Source organism: Streptomyces plumbidurans (genome assembly GCF_019857225.1).
GTDB lineage: Bacteria > Actinomycetota > Actinomycetes > Streptomycetales > Streptomycetaceae > Streptomyces > Streptomyces plumbidurans.
The window spans coordinates 1-17,963 of the sequence record NZ_JAFJSY010000109.1; the positions used below are offsets into that span (position 1 = coordinate 1).

At 71.0% G+C, this 17,963-nt stretch carries 13 protein-coding genes; 6 read left to right on the forward strand and 7 right to left on the reverse strand.

The window, feature by feature from the left end; genetic code table 11:
• The first annotated feature begins 437 nt into the window (after nucleotides 1–437).
• Together JYK17_RS37415 and JYK17_RS37420 are read left to right on the forward strand one after the other, a co-directional pair.
• Nucleotides 438–953: a DUF6912 family protein gene (locus tag JYK17_RS37415; protein WP_108013747.1), complete on the forward strand. Its 516-nt coding sequence runs from the start codon at nucleotides 438–440 to the stop codon at nucleotides 951–953.
• Nucleotides 954–1,030: 77 nt separating this feature from the next.
• Complete coding sequence (locus JYK17_RS37420; protein WP_108013748.1) at nucleotides 1,031–1,699, forward strand: HAD family hydrolase; 669 nt, start codon at nucleotides 1,031–1,033, stop codon at nucleotides 1,697–1,699.
• A gap of 130 nt (nucleotides 1,700–1,829) precedes the next feature.
• Here the strand turns inward: JYK17_RS37420 and JYK17_RS37425 are convergent, their stop codons facing one another.
• Complete coding sequence (locus JYK17_RS37425; RefSeq protein WP_108013749.1) at nucleotides 1,830–2,396, reverse strand: DJ-1/PfpI family protein; 567 nt, start codon at nucleotides 2,394–2,396, stop codon at nucleotides 1,830–1,832.
• A gap of 576 nt (nucleotides 2,397–2,972) precedes the next feature.
• Here JYK17_RS37425 and JYK17_RS37430 point away from each other — a divergent pair.
• On the forward strand, nucleotides 2,973–7,922 hold the full coding sequence (locus JYK17_RS37430; RefSeq protein ID WP_222812139.1) for an NAD-glutamate dehydrogenase: 4,950 nt from the start codon (nucleotides 2,973–2,975) through the stop codon (nucleotides 7,920–7,922).
• Nucleotides 7,923–8,025: 103 nt separating this feature from the next.
• Here JYK17_RS37430 and JYK17_RS37435 read toward each other — a convergent pair whose 3' ends face one another.
• Together JYK17_RS37435 and JYK17_RS37440 are read right to left on the reverse strand one after the other, a co-directional pair.
• On the reverse strand, nucleotides 8,026–8,880 hold the full coding sequence (locus JYK17_RS37435; protein ID WP_128802103.1) for an ABC transporter ATP-binding protein: 855 nt from the start codon (nucleotides 8,878–8,880) through the stop codon (nucleotides 8,026–8,028).
• Nucleotides 8,873–9,790, reverse strand: coding sequence for an ABC transporter permease (locus JYK17_RS37440; RefSeq protein WP_108013752.1), 918 nt, complete (start codon nucleotides 9,788–9,790; stop codon nucleotides 8,873–8,875). Before JYK17_RS37440 ends, JYK17_RS37435 begins: the two co-directional genes overlap by 8 nt.
• Nucleotides 9,791–9,974: 184 nt before the next feature.
• Here JYK17_RS37440 and JYK17_RS37445 point away from each other — a divergent pair, with 184 nt between their 5' ends.
• The gene (locus JYK17_RS37445; RefSeq protein ID WP_108013753.1) at nucleotides 9,975–10,613 is read left to right on the forward strand and encodes a TetR/AcrR family transcriptional regulator; all 639 of its coding nucleotides are present in this window, start codon (nucleotides 9,975–9,977) and stop codon (nucleotides 10,611–10,613) included.
• A gap of 73 nt (nucleotides 10,614–10,686) precedes the next feature.
• Here the strand turns inward: JYK17_RS37445 and galE are convergent, their stop codons facing one another.
• Complete coding sequence (gene galE / locus JYK17_RS37450; RefSeq protein ID WP_222812140.1) at nucleotides 10,687–11,667, reverse strand: UDP-glucose 4-epimerase GalE; 981 nt, start codon at nucleotides 11,665–11,667, stop codon at nucleotides 10,687–10,689.
• 79 nt (nucleotides 11,668–11,746) lie between these two features.
• Nucleotides 11,747–13,030: a glycosyltransferase 87 family protein gene (locus tag JYK17_RS37455; RefSeq protein ID WP_222812141.1), complete on the reverse strand. Its 1,284-nt coding sequence runs from the start codon at nucleotides 13,028–13,030 to the stop codon at nucleotides 11,747–11,749.
• A gap of 92 nt (nucleotides 13,031–13,122) precedes the next feature.
• Between JYK17_RS37455 and JYK17_RS37460 the strand changes: the two genes are divergently transcribed.
• Nucleotides 13,123–14,724, forward strand: a complete 1,602-nt coding sequence (locus JYK17_RS37460; protein WP_234548093.1) for a glycosyltransferase family 39 protein — start codon at nucleotides 13,123–13,125, stop codon at nucleotides 14,722–14,724.
• On the opposite strand, the gene JYK17_RS37465 is transcribed toward JYK17_RS37460, so the two are convergent.
• Entirely contained in the window at nucleotides 14,663–15,154 is a 492-nt protein-coding gene (locus JYK17_RS37465; RefSeq protein WP_222812142.1) for a MarR family winged helix-turn-helix transcriptional regulator, read from the reverse strand. The two genes, JYK17_RS37460 and JYK17_RS37465, sit on opposite strands and share 62 nt — an antisense overlap.
• A gap of 120 nt (nucleotides 15,155–15,274) precedes the next feature.
• Between JYK17_RS37465 and JYK17_RS37470 the strand changes: the two genes are divergently transcribed.
• Entirely contained in the window at nucleotides 15,275–15,688 is a 414-nt protein-coding gene (locus tag JYK17_RS37470) for an organic hydroperoxide resistance protein (RefSeq protein WP_108013757.1), read from the forward strand.
• A 36-nt stretch (nucleotides 15,689–15,724) separates the two neighbouring features.
• Here JYK17_RS37470 and JYK17_RS37475 read toward each other — a convergent pair whose 3' ends face one another.
• Complete coding sequence (locus JYK17_RS37475) at nucleotides 15,725–17,956, reverse strand: bifunctional glycosyltransferase/CDP-glycerol:glycerophosphate glycerophosphotransferase (RefSeq protein WP_222812143.1); 2,232 nt, start codon at nucleotides 17,954–17,956, stop codon at nucleotides 15,725–15,727.
• Between the last annotated feature and the right edge of the window lie 7 nt (nucleotides 17,957–17,963).

The following is a 17,963-nucleotide window of genomic DNA, read 5'->3' on the forward strand; positions in this document are numbered from 1 at the left end:
GCGGTACGGGCCGGGCTTCCGCCCGGGCTGCGGGGCGGGCTTCCGCCGGGGCGGCGGGAGTCGCGGCGGCCGGGCGGCCGGGTGCCCGGCCGCTGGTGCTGTGCCCTGGTCATGACCTTGTGCATGAGCGTCCCCGTTCTGCGGGCCCGGCGGATACCGGGCGGTAACTTGACCTCGGGGATCTTGTACGGGGCCGGGGGCGGAGTCGGCAAGGACCGCACGGCCCGGGTCGGGGCGGCCGGAAACTTCACCTATCAGAGTGAGGAGGAGGGTGCACGAGCCCGTGATCACGGGGGAGTGCCGGGTGAGTTCCGGGGCGGGAAGTGGACGCCCTCCGACCCCTGGGTGGGGACTCGAAAGGGGACGCCCGCACGTATCCTGAAGGCCCTTCGACGGGGCGGAAGTGCGCCCGGTCACCGACCACGAAAGCAGCGGCCATGCGCGTCTACGTCCCCCTGACCCTCTCCGGTCTCGCCGAGGCGTACAAGACGGGCGAGCTCGGGGCGGGACCGTTCCTCGCGTACGCCGTCACGCCCGCGCTGCGCGAGTGGTACCTCTCCGACGACATCGAGGAGCTGGAGTACGCGGCCCTGAACCGCGCCGCGCTGGCCTCCCTGCGGCTGCTGGCCGCGGACCCCGCGGCCGCACGGCGCCGGGTCGTGGTCGCGGTCGACGTGCCCGACGGGGCGGCGTCCGCCGATCCGGACCGGGGCCTGGACCCGGCGGCGCTCGGTGAGGTCCGGGTGACCGTGGCCGTGCGGCTGGCCAAGGCCGCCGCCGTGCACGTCGACCTCGACGAGGCGGAGGCGGACGTGTCCGCCGCGGCCGCGGCGCTGGAGGCGGCGGACGGCGGGGACGACGACGCGCAGTTCGTGGTGGACGGGGCCGAGGACCACGAACTGCTCTGGTACGCGACGCAGGAGATCCCCAACCTGGTGGGGCTCGGGGACTGAGACCGGCTGCGCTCTGCTCAGGACCCCTTTGACCTGCTGAACTCTTGATTGTCAGTGGCGGCGGGTACTTTTTTGGCATGGGGAAGAAGACAGGGGCGGCGCACATCGTCTGGGACTGGAACGGCACGCTGTTCCACGACAACGACGCGATCATCGGGGCGACGAACGCGGCCTTCGCGGAGCTGGGGCTCGAACCGATCACCATGGAGCAGTACCGCGCGCTGTACTGCGTGCCGGTGCCCAAGTTCTACGAGCGGCTGCTCGGTCGGCTGCCGACGGATGCCGAGTGGCTGGTCATGGACCAGACCTTCCACCGCTACTACGCCGAGCAGCGCGCCGCGTGCAGTCTGGCCGCGGGCGCGACCGAGCTGCTGGCCGACTGGCAGTCGGCGGGCGGCAGCCAGTCGCTCCTCAGCATGTACGGGCACGAGGACCTGGTCCCGCTGGTCCGAAAGTTCGGTATAGAGGCGCACTTCATACGCGTCGACGGGCGGACGGGCCCGTCGGGAGGCAGCAAGGCGGAGCACATGGTGCGCCACCTCGCCGCCCTCGGTGACGTCGACCCTGCGCGCGCGGTGGTCATAGGCGACGCCGCGGACGACGCGATCGCCGCTCGGCACGCCGGCGCCCGGGCCGTGCTCTACACCGGCGGCTCACACAGCCGGGCCAGCCTGGAGCAGGTCGGGGTACCGGTGGTCGACACGCTGGCGGACGCGGTGGCAGAGGCGCAGCGCCTCGCGGCGTGAGCGACAGCCGAACGACAACCGCGCCACCCACCACGAGCCACCGAACCATGAGCCACCGAACCACGGGCCCCGCACCACGAGCCCGCGAACACCACGACCGCTCGCTCAACCCCCGACCCGGCGGGACCCCCTACGTCACCGGCGCCTTGGCCCGCAGCACCGTCAGGAACTCCCGCATCCAGGCGGGATGGTCGGGCCAGGCGCGGGACGAGACCAGGGTGCCGTCGACCACCGCTTCGGTGTCCTGGAAGGTGGCGCCCGCGGTCTGCATGTCCGGTTCCAGCGCTGGATAGGCGGTGACGCGGCGGCCGCGGAGGCTGTCCACGGCGGCGGTGAGCAGGGGGCCGTGGCAGATCTGAGCGACCGGTTTGTCCGAGTCGAAGAAGGACTTGAGGATCTTGCGGAGTTCGGGGTCGTTGCGCAGGTACTCGGGGGCGCGTCCGCCCGGGATGACGAGGGCGGCGTACTGACCGGGGTCGACCTCGGCGAAGGCGAGGTCGGCGGGCCAGGTGTAGCCGGGCTTCTCGGTGTAGGTGTCGAAGCCGGGTTCGAAGTCGTGGACCACGAACTGGAGCTTCTTGCGGGTGGGGGCCGCGATATGGACCTCGTAGCCCTCCTCGCGGAGGCGTTGGTAGGGGTACAGGACCTCGAGTGACTCCGCGGCGTCGCCGGTGACGATGAGGATTTTCGCTGTCATGTCGGGCCGCTCCCCTCGGGCGGGCGTGCGCTGTCATGGGAAACGTGCCCCTTGGAAGGGGCCTTGCCAAGAGGTCCGGTCGGTTTCGGGCAAGGGGGATCAGATGTGGGTCCGGTTTCGCCGGTTTGCACGACAAGGGGGCCTGTGCCCCTGTGCAGAGTGTCAAAGTTCGACCCCTGGTTTTGTACACATACGGCTCATGACGGGCCCCCCGTCCTGAGCGATAGCCTTGTGGCGTGATCAGCGCGATATCTCGCGGGGGCAGTGCTGCCCCTGCCCTGCGCCCGGTGAGCACGGACCATCTCCGTGACCGGGTGGCGGTCGCTGGTCCTCGCGGGCGGGACGGGGTCGTGGAGACCCCCAGGACGCCGTACACACCCCGGAAGCGGATGCCGCAGAGATCAGCATCACATCCCGTGGGCGTGTCGAGAATGGCCGATAACCCCCCGCTCATCTCACCCTGCGGCATAGCGTCGGAGCAGACCGGAGAACCCGGGCCGTGGCGACGAGCCGCAGGGGAAGAGACCGTACTTCCTTCTACGTCACGCAACGGCGCGCGACAGGAGCCAGAGGACAATGCAGACCAAGCTGGACGAAGCCAAGGCCGAGCTGCTCGAACGGGCCGCCCGGGTAGCTGAGAACAGCCCGGTCGGGGGGCACCTACCGACCGGGACGACGGAAGAGAGCACCCCGGACCGGGACACCGTGCTCGCGTTCCTCCAGCGCTACTACCTGCACACCGCACCGGAAGACCTGAGCGACCGCGACCCGGTCGACGTCTTCGGAGCAGCCCTCTCCCACTACCGGCTGGCCGAGAATCGCCCCCAGGGCACGGCCAACGTACGGGTCCACACGCCCACGGTGGAGGAGAACGGGTGGACGTGCAGCCACTCCGTGGTCGAGGTCGTCACCGACGACATGCCCTTCCTCGTCGACTCGGTCACCAATGAACTGACGCGGCAGGGACGCGGCATCCACGTCGTCATCCACCCGCAGGTCGTCGTCCGCCGTGACGTCACCGGCAAGCTCATCGAGGTGCTCAGCGCGCAGGGGGCCGGCGGCGAGTTGCCGCACGACGCGCACATCGAGTCCTGGATCCATGTGGAGATCGACCGCGAGACCGACCGCGGCGACCTCAAGCAGATCACCGCCGACCTGCTGCGGGTCCTGTCCGACGTCCGTGAGGCCGTCGAGGACTGGGACAAGATGCGGGACGCGGCGCTGCGCATGGCCGACGAACTGCCCACCGAGCCCGTCGCCACCGATCTGCGTGAGCAGGACATCGAGGAGGCCCGCGAGCTGCTGCGCTGGCTGGCCGCCAACCACTTCACCTTCCTCGGCTACCGCGAGTACCAGCTGCGCGAGGACGACTCGCTGGGCGCCGTGCCCGGCACCGGCCTCGGCATCCTGCGCTCCGACCCCAAGCACTCCGAGGACGAGGGCCACCCGGTCAGCCCGTCCTTCGAGCGGCTGCCCGCGGACGCCCGCGCCAAGGCCCGCGAGCACAAGCTCCTCGTCCTGACCAAGGCCAACAGCCGCGCGACGGTGCACCGGCCGTCGTATCTGGACTACATCGGCGTCAAGAAGTTCGACGAGAACGGCAATGTCGTCGGCGAGCGCCGCTTCCTCGGCCTGTTCTCCTCCGCCGCCTACACCGAGTCGGTGCGCCGGGTTCCGGTCATCCGCCGCAAGGTCGAGGAGGTGCTGGAGCGCGCCGGGTTCTCGCCCAACAGCCACGACGGGCGCGACCTGCTGCAGATCCTGGAGACCTACCCGCGCGACGAGCTGTTCCAGACGCCGCCCGCCGAGCTAGAGGCCATCGCCACCTCCGTGCTGTATCTGCAGGAGCGCAGGCGACTGCGGCTCTACCTGCGCCAGGACGAGTACGGGCGCTACTACTCCGCCCTCGTCTACCTCCCGCGCGACCGCTACACCACCGGTGTCCGGCTCAGGATCATCGACATCCTGAAGGAGGAACTCGGCGGCATCAGCGTCGACTTCACCGCCTGGAACACCGAGTCGATCCTCTCCCGGCTGCACTTCGTGGTCCGGGTCCCGCAGGGCACCGAGCTGCCGGAGCTGTCCGACGCGGACAAGGAGCGCATCGAGGCCCGGCTGGTGGAGGCCGCGCGGTCCTGGGCCGACGGATTCGCCGAGGCGCTGAACGCCGAGTGCGGCGAGGAGAAGGCCGCCGAGCTGCTGCGCAAGTACGGCGGCGCCTTCGCCGAGGGTTACAAGGCCGACCACACCCCGCGCGCCGCGGTCGCCGACCTCGTCCACCTCGAAGAGCTCGACGAGGCGCAGTCCGAGAGCGGCAAGGACTTCGCCCTCAGCCTGTACGAGCCGGTGGGGGCCGCTCCCGAGGAGCGCCGCTTCAAGATCTACCGCAAGGGCGAGGCCGTCTCCCTGTCCGCGGTCCTGCCCGCCCTCAGCCGGCTCGGCGTCGAGGTGACGGACGAGCGGCCGTACGAACTGCGCTGCGCGGACCGCACCACCGCGTGGATCTACGACTTCGGTCTGCGCATGCCCGCCTCGCAGAACGGCGCGGGGGAGTACGGCGGAGACGACGCCCGTGAGCGCGTCCAGGACGCCTTCGCCGCGACCTGGACCGGCCGCGCCGAGAACGACGGCTTCAACGCGCTGGTGCTCAGCGCCGGTCTGACCTGGCGCCAGGCGATGGTGCTGCGCGCGTACGCGAAGTACCTGCGGCAGGCGGGCTCCACCTTCTCGCAGGACTACATGGAGGACACCCTCCGCAACAACGTCCACACCACCCGGCTGCTGGTCTCGCTGTTCGAGGCGCGGATGTCGCCGGACCGCCAGCGGGCCGGCCGCGAGATCGTGGACGCCCTGCTCGAAGAGGTCGACGCGGCCCTCGATCAGGTGGCCTCGCTCGACGAGGACCGCATCCTGCGCTCCTTCCTGACCGTCATCAAGGCGACGCTGCGGACGAACTTCTTCCAGGAGGCGGCGGGCGGCAAGCCGCACGAGTACGTCTCCATGAAGTTCGACCCGCAGGCCATCCCGGACCTGCCGGCGCCGCGCCCGGCGTACGAGATCTGGGTGTACTCGCCGCGCGTGGAGGGCGTGCACCTGCGCTTCGGCAAGGTCGCCCGAGGCGGTCTGCGCTGGTCCGACCGGCGTGAGGACTTCCGCACGGAGATCCTCGGCCTGGTCAAGGCGCAGATGGTGAAGAACACCGTCATCGTGCCGGTCGGCGCCAAGGGCGGCTTCGTCGCCAAGCAGCTGCCGGACCCGTCCGTGGACCGGGACGCCTGGCTCGCCGAGGGCATCGCCTGCTACAAGACGTTCATCTCGGCGCTGCTCGACATCACCGACAACATGGTGGCGGGCGAGGTCGTACCCCCGCAGGACGTCGTCCGGCACGACGGGGACGACACGTATCTCGTCGTCGCCGCCGACAAGGGCACGGCGACCTTCTCCGACATCGCCAACGGCGTGGCGGAGACGTACAACTTCTGGCTCGGCGACGCCTTCGCCTCCGGCGGCTCCGCGGGCTACGACCACAAGGGCATGGGCATCACCGCCCGCGGCGCGTGGGAGTCCGTCAAGCGGCACTTCCGGGAGCTGGGCGTGGACACCCAGTCCGAGGACTTCACGGTCGTCGGCATCGGCGACATGTCCGGTGACGTGTTCGGCAACGGCATGCTGCTGAGCGAGCACATCCGCCTGGTCGCCGCCTTCGACCACCGGCACATCTTCATCGACCCCAACCCGGACGCGGCCACGGGCTACGCCGAGCGCCGCCGCGTCTTCGAGCTGCCGCGCTCCAGCTGGGCCGACTACAACACCGACCTGATCTCCGCGGGCGGCGGCGTCTTCCCGCGCAGCGCCAAGGCCATCCCGGTCAACGCGCAGATCCGCGAGGCCCTCGGCATCGAGGGCAAGGTCGCCAAGATGACGCCGGCGGACCTGATGAAGGCCATCCTGCTGGCGCCGGTGGACCTGCTGTGGAACGGCGGCATCGGCACGTATGTGAAGGCGTCCACCGAGACGCACGCCGACGTCGGCGACAAGGCCAACGACCCGATCCGCGTCGACGGCGCCGACCTGCGCGTCAAGGTGGTCGGCGAGGGCGGCAACCTGGGCCTGACCCAGCTCGGCCGGATCGAGTTCGCGCGCCAGGGCGGCAAGATCAACACGGACGCGATCGACAACAGCGCGGGCGTGGACACCTCCGACCACGAGGTGAACATCAAGATCCTGCTCAACGGCCTGGTCACGGACGGCGACATGACCGTCAAGCAGCGCAACAAGATCCTCGCCCAGATGACCGACGAGGTCGGCCAACTGGTCCTGCGCAACAACTACGCGCAGAACACGGCGATCGCCAACGCGCTGGCCCAGTCCAAGGACATGCTCCACGCCCAGCAGCGCTACATGAAGCACCTGGTGCGCGAGGGCCACCTGGACCGGGCGCTGGAGTTCCTGCCCACCGACCGCCAGATCCGCGAGCGGCTCGCCCAGAGCCAGGGCCTGACCAGTCCGGAGACGGCCGTCCTGCTGGCGTACACGAAGATCACGGTCGCCGACGAGCTGCTGGCGACCTCGCTGCCGGACGACCCGTATCTGCGCACGCTGCTGCACGCGTACTTCCCGTCGGCGCTGCGCAGCGAGTTCGCCGACCGGATCGACGGCCACCCGCTGCGCCGTGAGATCACGACGACCGTCCTGGTCAACGACACGGTCAACACGGGCGGTACGACGTATCTGCACCGGCTGCGGGAGGAGACCGGTGCCTCGCTGGAGGAGATCGTCAGGGCGCAGACCGCGGCCCGTACCATCTTCTGCTCCGCACCGGTGTGGGACGCGGTGGAGGCGCTCGACAACAAGGTCGAGGCGGCCGTCCAGACCCGTATCCGGCTGCACTCGCGCCGGCTGGTCGAGCGCGGCACGCGCTGGCTGCTCAACAACCGGCCGCAGCCGCTGCAGCTCGCCGAGACGGTCGAATTCTTCGCCGAGCGCGTCGAGGGGGTCTGGCAGCAGCTGACCAAGCTGCTGCGGGGCGCGGACCTCGACTGGTGGCAGCAGATCCACGACGAGCTGACCGACTCCGGCGTGCCGGACGAACTCGCCACGCGCGTGGCCGGGTTCTCCTCCGCCTTCCCGGCGCTCGACATCGTCTCGATCGCCGACCGCATGGGCAAGGAGCCGATGGACGTCGCCGAGGTGTACTACGACCTCGCCGACCGGCTGCACATCACCCAGCTGATGGACCGCATCATCGAGCTGCCCCGCTCCGACCGCTGGCAGTCCATGGCCCGCGCCTCCATCCGCGAGGACCTGTACGCGGCGCACGCGGCGCTCACCGCGGACGTCCTGGCCGTCGGCAACGGCACCTCGACGCCCGAGCAGCGATTCACGATGTGGCAGGAGAAGAACGCCGCGATCCTGGGCCGGGCGCGCACCACCCTGGACGAGATCCAGAGCTCGGAGACGTTCGACCTCGCCAACCTGTCGGTGGCGATGCGGACGATGCGCACGCTGCTGCGCACGCACTCGTAGGCCCGCAGCTCCTCAGGTCCTCAGGTCCTCAGGTCCTCAAGTCCTACGACGAAGGGGGCGCCCCGAGCGGACTGCTCGGGGCGCCCCCTTTCGTGTGCGGGGTTCAGCTGGGCTGCGGCACCTTCGGCGCTGCCGCCTTGGGCTTCGGCTTCGGCTTGGCCTTGTCGCTCTTGTCCCCCGTGAAGGCCTCGTACTCCTTCATGACCTCCTCGGTCGGGCCGTCCATGCGCAGTTCGCCGCGCTCCAGCCACAGCACGCGCTCGCAGGTGTCGCGGATGGACTTGTTGTTGTGGCTGACCAGGTACACCGTGCCCGCCTGCTTGCGCAGTTCGCGGATGCGGGCCTCGGAGCGCTTCTGGAAGGACCGGTCGCCGGTGGCGAGCGCCTCGTCGATCAGGAGGACGTCGTGGTCCTTGGCGGCGGCGATGGAGAAGCGCAGTCGGGCGCCCATGCCGGAGGAGTACGTCCGCATGGGGAGGGTGATGAAGTCGCCCTTCTCGTTGATCCCGGAGAAGTCGACGATGTCCTGGTAGCGGGACCTGATCTCCTCGCGGGACATGCCCATCGCGAGGCCGCCGAGGAAGACGTTGCGCTCGCCGGTCAGATCGCCCATGAGGGCCGCGTTGACGCCGAGCAGCGAGGGCTGGCCGTCGGTGTAGATATGGCCGTTCTCCACCGGCAGCAGGCCCGCGATCGCCTTGAGCAGGGTCGACTTGCCGGAGCCGTTGGTGCCGATCAGACCGACCGCCTCGCCCTTGTAGGAGACGAACGAGACGTTCTTGACGGCGTGCACCTTGCGTACGCCGGCCGCCTTCTCGGCGTGCTCCCGGCGCAGCATGCGGTTGAGCGCGGCCGTCGCGGAACCGCGTCCGGCGCCGGTGCCGTTGACCCGGTAGACGATGTCGACGCCGTCGACGACGACGGTGGGGATGCGGGGGTCGTTCGGGTGCTCAGCCACGGCCGTACGTCTCCTCAGCCTTCCAGAAGTAGATGAAGCCGCCGACGCCGGCGAGCAGGGCCCAGCCGATCGCGAGCGCCCACACGTGCGGCGGCAGCTGGTGCGCGTGGAAGCTGTCGATCAGGGCGTAGCGCATCAGGTCGATGTAGACGGCGGCCGGGTTGGCCTTGAGGACCGGGGCCACCCAGTGCGGCAGCCCGCTGCCCTTGCCGGTCAGCTTGTCGATGTTCCACATGACGCCGGAGATGTACATCCAGGTGCGCAGCACGAACGGCATCAGCTGCGCGATGTCCGGCGTCTTCGCGCCCATCCGGGCCATGACCATCGCGACGCCGGCGTTGAAGGTGAACTGCAGCACCAGGGCGGGGAACGCCAGCACCCAGGAGAAGGCGACCGGCACGCCGAAGCAGAGCAGGATCACGACCAGAGCGGCCATGGAGAACAGCAGCTGCTGCAGCTGCTGGAGGCAGAAGGAGATCGGCAGGGCGGCCCGGGGGAAGTGCAGGGCGCGCACGAGACCGAGGTTGCCGGAGATCGCACGGGTGCCCGACAGGATCGAGGTCTGGGTGAAGGTCCAGATGAAGACGCCCGTGACCAGGAACGGGATGTAGTCCGGCACGCCCTTCTTGGTGTGCAGCAGGATGCCGAAGATGAAGTAGTACACCGCGGCGTTCAGCAGCGGTGTCATGACCTGCCAGACCTGGCCCAGCTTCGCCTGGCTGTACTGCGCGGTGAGCTTGGCGGTGGCGAAGGCGCCGATGAAGTGCCGCCGGGCCCACAGCTGCCGGACGTACTCGGGCAGGGTGGGCCGGGCACCGCTGACCGTGAGGCCATGACGGGCGGCGAGCGCCGCGAGGTCGTCGTCGGCCGGGGCCGGCGACGGGGGCGGTGTGTGGAGGACCTGGCTCACATCCGCTGCTTTCGCTCGGGGGGTGGGACTGCGTGCGTCCGGCTTGGGGTCCGGACGGTCCGTCACCCGGCGTTTCCTTACGCTTCTCTTCACGTTCTCTTACGTCGGGACGGGACCGTATCGTCGCAACGTGAGAGTAGGACGTGCGGACGTCGGAACGCAACCGTTTCGTCGTAACGCCCCTATGCTGGTTCGCATGACGACGAACGCCGATGAGCCCCAGACGCGTCCGCGCCGCCGCACCCCCGCCGGTGCGGCCGTACTCCGCAAGGACGTGACGGAAGCCATCCGGGCTGCCGTCTTCGAGGAGCTGGCCGCCGTCGGCTACGCGCGGATGTCCATCGAGGGGATCGCACGGCGTGCGGGCGTCGGCAAGACGGCCGTCTACCGGCGCTGGCGTTCCAAGCTGCACCTGGTGCTCGACGTGGTCTCGGCGATCGCGGTGATGGGGCTGCCCACGCCGGACACCGGCACCCTGGAGGGCGATCTGCGTCTGCTGTACGAGGTCACCTCACGCGCGCTGCGACACCCCGTGGCCTCGCAGATCATCCCGGACCTGCAGGCCGAGGCGGCCCGCAACCCCGAGATCGCCGAGGCCATGCAGAAGGCGCTGCGCGAGGGGCAGGAGGGCGTGGCCAGCAAGATCCTGGTGGCCGCCGAGCGGCGCGGCGAGATCCGCGAGGGGTTCGCCGACGAACTGGCCCTCGACCTGATCTCCGGCCCCCTGTACTGGCGCTCGGTCGTGATCCGCAGCCCGAAGCTGCCGAAGGGCTATTTGGCGTCGCTGGCGCGGGCGACGGCGGCGGCCGTCAAGGCACTCTGAACAACTCCGAACACGCTGCGGCACCGGCACCACCCGGCGGCTGCAGATCCGTACGCCCGCTGGAACCGCGCCGCTAGCCCCGCGCCGCCCCCGGATGCAGCCGTACCCACCCCTCCCAGGCCGAGGCGATCATGTCCTGGACGTCGTGTTTGGCCTTCCAGGCGAGTTCGGTGGCCGCGCGGTCGGCGGAGGCGACGACGCGGGCCGGGTCGCCGGGGCGGCGTGGGGTGACCGTGGGGGGTCGGTCGTGGCCGGTGATCGCGTTGATGTGGTCGATCATCTCGCGCACGGAGACGCCCTCCCCGCGGCCGATGTTGAGGGTGAGGTCGCGGCCGGGGGAGGAGCGCAGGGCGCGGGCGGCGGCGACGTGGGCCTCGGCGAGGTCTACCACGTGGATGTAGTCGCGTACGCAGCTGCCGTCCGGGGTCGGGTAGTCGTCGCCGAAGATCCGCGGGGGCAGGTTGTCGGTGAGCCGCTCGAAGACCATGGGGATCAGGTTGAAGACGCCGACGTCCGTGAGTTCCGGGCTCGCGGCGCCCGCCACGTTGAAGTAGCGCAGCGAGGCCGTGGCGAGACCCGTCGCACGCCCCGTCGCGCGCACCAGCCACTCCCCGGCCAGCTTCGTCTCCCCGTACGGCGACATGGGCGCGCAGGGCGTCTCCTCCGTCACGAGGTCCACGTCGGGCATGCCGTACACGGCGGCGGACGACGAGAAGACGAAGGACGGCACACCGGCCGCCGTCACGGCCTCCAGCAGGACGCGCAGACCCTCGACGTTCTCCCGGTAGTAGTGCAGCGGCAGGTCCACGGACTCGCCCACCTGCTTCTTCGCCGCCAGGTGCACCACGCCGGTGACCTCGTGCTCGGCGAGGGCGCGCTCCACCCGCTCGCCGTCCAGCGTCGACCCCACGACCAGCGGCACCTCGTCCGGCACCCGCCCGGCGATGCCCGTCGACAGGTCGTCGTACACCACGGCCCGCTCGCCCGCCTCGGTCATCGCCCGGACGACGTGCGCCCCGATGTAGCCGGCGCCGCCGGTGATCAACCAGGTCATGTGCGGCCGTCCCCTCGTCAGTTGGCCCGTGGTGTGCGGTGTGCGCTGCGGTCCGTATCAGTGAAGCAGGCGAGGGGACTCACGCGTGCACGGAGGGGGCGACTCCGCGTGCATCGGTCGGCACGCGCGGTGTCCGCAGTTGCGCCGCGGGCCGGGCGTCGGTGGAGCGCCACAGGCGGACGAAGGACAGCACGGAGGCGGCGGCGAGCAGGCCGTTGCGGGCCAGCATCAGACCGCAGCCCGTCCAGGTGCAGCCTCTGACCTCGGAATACAGCGCCGGATAGGCGACGGCGCTGATCGCGGTCGCGAGCAGGATCAGGACGGCCACCGGGCGTTGCACGGTGTGCCGCGAGGTCAGGCACACGGCGGCCACGCCCAGCAGCCAGATCATGTACTGCGGGCTGATCACCCGGCTGGTGACGGTGAACAGGAGCACGGCGGCCAACGCGGCGTCGTACGGCGTCGCGGGCGTCCAGCGCCGGGCCCGCAGCCGCCACAGCACCAGCAGCGCGAAGGCGAGCGCGGTGAGCCCGAGCATCAGGTGCGCGACGGTCCGTACGTGCGGGCCGGCGAACTCCATCGAGCCGTACTGGTAGCGGACCCGCCCCGGCCACCCGGCGTGCGTCGCGAGGGCGAGCACCGTGCCGCCGAGGGACTCGATCTGCACACCCCGGCCGCCCTGCTGGCGCAGGAACGCGAACGGGTTGGCGAACAGGGCCGACAACAGCGTCAGCGAGGCGGCGCCCGCGACGGCGGCCCAGGTCCACGCGGAACGGGTCGCGCGCCCCTTCGGCGCGCCCAGCAGCACCAGCGCCGGCCACACCTTCACCAGCCCGCCGAGCGTGGCGAGCACGCCGTACGCGCGCGTGGAGCGCGACGACGCCAGCAGGGAGAGCACGGCGAACGCCGTGACCTGCACGTCGTAGCGGACGAGCGGCACATGCAGCATGAGCGGAAGGCCACCCACCCACATCGCGGCGCCGAGGAGGGAGCGGCCGGAGCGGGTGCCCGCCCGCGACAGCGCCAGCGTGATCGCGGCGTCGGTGGCGAGGGTGAGGGTCACGAACGCCTGGAAGTACGTCAGGCCCGGCAGCAGCGCGGGCGACAGCAGCACCGGCCCTGCGCCCGGCGGGTACTGCCACAGGTGGTCGTGGGCGGGGAAGGCGCCGTGCGCGAGGATGCCGTACCAGTGGTGGTAGAGGCGCGAGACCTCGCGGGCCACATAGCCGTGGCCCAGCAGGGGCGCTGAGTTGTGCAGGAGCAGCCACAGCATCAGGGCCCGGGTGGCGAGCCAGGCGGCGGCGAGGGTGAGGAGGCGGTGGGTGCGGTCGGCGCTCGGCGCGATGGCCTTCACTGCGTTCATCACGGCGGATGGTAAGCCGGGCGAATGGTGTGTAAGAGCTAAAACACCGTCAATGCCCAGTAAGAGTCCACCTACCGCCCAAAATCGGCCGGGTGAAGAACGAGGACGCGGGGCGGGCGAACCGTCGTTTGGCACATCCGGAGGTCGTGGCCGTGGTGGTTCCCGCGGCCGTCATGCTCGCGATCGGGCTGTGGGGCCTCGACCGCGGCGGCATGTGGGGCGACGAGGGGGTCACCTTCCTGGTCGGGCGGCGCACGGTGCCGCAGATCTGGCAGCTGCTGCACGGCATCGACGCGGTCCACGGCCTGTACTACTTCTTCATGCACGTCGTCCTCGCCGTGCACCCAGGCGAGGTCGTGCTGCGCCTGCCGTCCGTGTGCGGGGCGGCCGCGACGGCCGCTCTCGTGGGGGCCCTGGGCGCGCGGCTCGCCCGGCCGCGGGTCGGGCTGTGGGCCGGCCTGCTCTACGCGATCACACCGGTGGCCGGTCACTACGCGCAGGAGGGGCGCTCGTACGCGATCGTCTCGGCCGGTGCCGCGGGGGCCACGCTCCTGCTGGTGCCGGTCCTGGAGGGCCGGGCCCGGCCGGGCTGGTGGTGGCGCTACGGCGCCCTGGTCGCCGTGACCGGTCTGCTGCACGAACTGGTCGTCCTGACACTGTGCGCGCACGCGGCGACCCTGGCCCTGGCGCGGGCGTCCCGGGCGGTCTGGCTCGACTGGGCGCGTTCGGCAGGCCTGGTGGGGGCGGTCGTGCTGCCGCTGGTGTGGGTGTCCCGGCGTCAGTCGGAGCAGGTGTCCTGGCTGGTGAGGCCCGGCTGGGACAACGTGGAGGCGCTGGTGCGGGACTTCGCCACCGGTCCCGTGGGGCCGGTGTTCTGGGTCAGCGTCGGGCTGATGGTGGTGGGCCTGACGGCACGGCGTACGGCGGCCGTAGCGCTGCCGTTGCTCGTGCTGCCGCCCGCGATCCTGATCTCCGTGTCGCAGTACCGGCCGCTGTTCCACGAGCGGTATGTGCTGTACGCGCTGGCGGGGGCGCCGCTGCTGGCGGCCGCCGGCCTCGACCGGGTGGCCGGGAGCCTTGCACGCCTGCGCCCGCGTGCGTCCCGGCTGCCCCACGGCTCTCTCGTCACGCTCACCGGGGTCCTGGCCGCCGTCGTCGCCTTCCTCCAGTGCCTGCCCCTCTACCGGCAGGACCGCTCCCCGGCGCACCGCCCCGAGAACCTCGCCGCGGTGGCCGCCGTCGCCGCCCGCGGCATCCGCCCCGGCGATCCGGTGCTGTATCTGCCGTCGACCTGGCGGCTCGCGGCGCTGACGTATCCGAAAGGGTTCCGGGAGGCCAGGGACGTGGCGCTCGCGGAGTCGGCTGCCCGGTCGGGGACGCTGAGCGGGCTGGAGACCACACCGCGGGAGCTGCGGCGCACACTGGCAGGGCTGGACCGGATCTGGGTCGTCGCCGACTCCAGGATCCTCAAGGCCAGAAGGCAGCCCGCCAACGCGCTCGACCGCCTCAAACTCGCGGTCGTGGAGGAGCGGTTCACCGCCCGGCAGCAGTTCGTCAGCGGCCGGGTGACCCTGCGCCTCTACGTCTGCGGCCCGGCCGTGGCGACGGCCTCACCGCCCGGGGCCCACCCGGTCACGGCCGCCCGGCCGACTCCGCAGCGGCAGCCGAGGCAGCAGAGTCCAGCGCCTCGGTGAGCTCGTCGAGCCGGGTCCGCAGGCTGCGGATCTCCTCGACGTCGAAGCCCGTGGCCGCGGCGATCCTGAGCGGCACCTGCACCGCCCGCTCGCGCAGGGCGGCACCCTCCTCGGTCAGCCCCACCTCCACCGAGCGCTCGTCCCGCGTGCTGCGCTCGCGCCGCACCAGACCGGCCGCCTCCAGCCGCTTGAGCAGCGGGGACAGGGTCCCGGAGTCGAGCCGCAGATGCTCGCCCAGCTTCTTGACCGGCAGATCGCCGTGCTCCCACAGCACCAGCATCACCAGGTACTGCGGATAGGTGAGCCCTAGGTCCTTCAGGAGCACACGGTAGAGGCCGCCGAACGCGCGCGAGGCGGCGTTCAGGGAGAAGCAGATCTGCTGATCGAGCCGGAGCCAGTCGGTGGCCGGGGCGTCGGGCGTGGTGGACATGGATCCAGGATAGCTCTTGCGAGCCATTTAGTTGTGCACAACTTAATTGTGTGCTCTACTTGTGGTCGTGAGGCGGTCGGACCAGGCCGCCGGAACGTGAAATCGAGAGGGATGGTTCCCATGGACGCGCTCTACACCGCTGTCGCCACCGCCACCCACGGCCGTGACGGCCGGGCCTTCACCAACGACGGGAAGGTCGACGTCAAGCTGGCCCCGCCGGTGGAGATGGGCGGCAACGGCGAGGGCACCAACCCCGAGCAGCTGTTCGCCGCCGGTTACGCCGCCTGCTTCGGCAGCGCCCTCGGCCTCGTCGGCCGCCAGGCGAAGGTCGACGTCAGCGACGCCGCGGTGACCGCCGAGGTCGGCATCGGCAAGCAGGGCCAGGGCTTCGGGCTCAAGGTCACCCTCCGCGTCGAGCTGCCGGACACGGTGGACGAGGAGACCGGCCGCAAGCTGGTCGAAACCGCCCACCAGGTGTGCCCCTACTCCAACGCGACCCGCGGCAACATCGACGTCGACCTCGTCATCGAGTAGTCGATCGGTCTGGAATGACGGCCGCCCGGGGCGCCGTCAGTTCAGTGAGTGAGCGCGCTCCGCGGCCGGAGCCGGCACCACGGGGGCCGGTTCCGGCCGCGGAGACTCTTCACCGAGCAGCACCGTGCGGACCACGCGCTCGGCGGCCCGCCCGTCGTCGAACTCGCAGAACCGTTCGCGGAACGCGGCCCGCAGGCCCGCCGACTCCTCGTCCCGCCAGGTCCCGAAGGCGAACAGCCACGCCAACTCCCGGTAGGAGCGCGACACATGGCCCGGCGCCTCGGCGGTGATGTCGAAGTAGGCGCCCCGGCTCGCCGCGTACGCGCCCCAGTCGTCGGCGTGGACCACGATCGGGCGGTCGAGGTTGGCGTAGTCGAACATCAGGGCCGAGTAGTCGGTGACCAGCACGTCGGAGGCGAGCATCACGTCCTCTACGTGCTGCTCGTCCGTCGCGTCCACCAGCACGCCCCGCGCATGCAGATCCGCCAGGCCCAGGCCGCGCGCCGTGCCGGTGGCGAGCGACGGGTGCAGCCGTACGACGAGGGTGTGGCCCTCGCCCAGGTCGGCGGCGAAGCGCGCCAGGTCGATCCGGTCGACATGCCCGCCCCTGCGGTACTCGCGGCGGGTCGGCGCATACAGCACGACCGTGTTCCCGGCCGGGATCCCGAGCCGCGCGCGGACCTCCGCTGCGCGCTCCGCGGAGGCGTCGACCAGCACGTCGTTGCGCGGGCTGCCCGTGCGCAGCGAGGTGAAGTGACAGGGGTACGCCCGGTCCCACACCAGCTCGGAGTGGCGGTTGGCGACCAGGCTCAGGTCCCAGCGGTCGGCGCGGTGCAGCATCTTCGGCACGCTGAACCCGTGCCGGGCGCCCGGCTTGTCCAGCAGGTCGGCGCCCATGTACTTCAGCGGGGTGCCCTGGTGGGTGTGCAGGTGGACGCTGCCGGGGCGCTTGGCGAGCGAGCCGGGCCAGTTGACGTTGTTCACCCAGTACGTGGCCCGCGCCATCACCGCGTAGTACTCCCGCGAGCCCGGCGTCACGTGGTCGGTGCCCGGCGGCAGCGCGTCCACGGCGTCCTCCCGCACCACCCACACCCCCCTGATGTGCGGGGCGAGTTCGCGGGCCTTGGCGTGGATCGCGGCCGGATCGCCGTGCACGCCGGAGTGGTGGGTCGCCGAGTAGACGGCGAGATGTGGGTCGAGCGGGAGCTGCAACTGGGCCCTGTACCAGGCGTGTTGGGCCGCCCGCGCGGCCCGGCCCAGCGTGCGGCGCTTGGCCGCCCCGGCCAGGCGGCGCAGACCGCGCGCCCCGCGCAGCGCCGCGTACGGCGTGTAGGACGACGAGGCCAGCAGCCGCATCTCGGTGCCGCGGGGGCCGTCCGGCGGGGTGAAGCCCTCGGGGCAGTGCCGGCCGTGGAAGGCACGCATCTCGCGGTGGAAGTCGCGGCGGTCCGCCGGGGTCACCCGGTCCTCGCGGGCGATCACGAACAGCATGTGGTCCAGGGCCCGTTCGAACAGCAGCGGCCGCGCCCAGGCGAGGTCGTCGCGCTCCTCCAGGAAGGCGAACAGGCCCTCGTACTGCGGAAAGATGTCGAAGTGCCGGCGCCCCGGGGTCTTGGTGATCGCGCCCTGCCGGCGCTGCCGGTACTCGACGCCGATCCGGTTCAGACAGGCGATGCGCTCGGCCAGCACCATCGACCGGTAGGTGACCGGTGCGTCCTCGTACAGGCCCGGCTGGTACTGCAGGCCGTGCTCCTGGAAGAACTCACGCCGGTACGCCTTGTTCCAGGCGACCAGGAACAGACGGGCGTACTCGGGGCTCGTGCGCAGGTCGAAGGTGTCCAGGCCCGCGCGGGCCAGCAGTTCGGACGCCTCGCTGCGGCCGCCCCGGCCCCACCAGTGGGTGCGGACGTGGTCGAAGACCAGGATGTCGGGGTCCTCGGCGCCCTTGAGCCGCTCGGCGACCGCGGCCAGCAGCCCGGGCGTGTAGAAGTCGTCGCTGTCGAGGAAGAGGACGTAGTCGCCGCGGGCTTCGGCGAGGCCCGCGTTGCGGGCCCGGCCCAGGCCGACGTTCTCGGGCAGGTGCAGCACCCGCACCCGCGCGTCGCGCTCCGCGTGCTCGTCGAGGATGGCGCCGCAGCCGTCGGGCGAGCGGTCGTCGACGGCGATCAACTCGAAGTCGGGGTACGACTGTCCGAGCACCGAGTCGATGCACTCGTGCAGAAAGCCCTGCACCTTGAAGACGGGGACGATGATGCTGAAGCGGGGCACTGCTGAG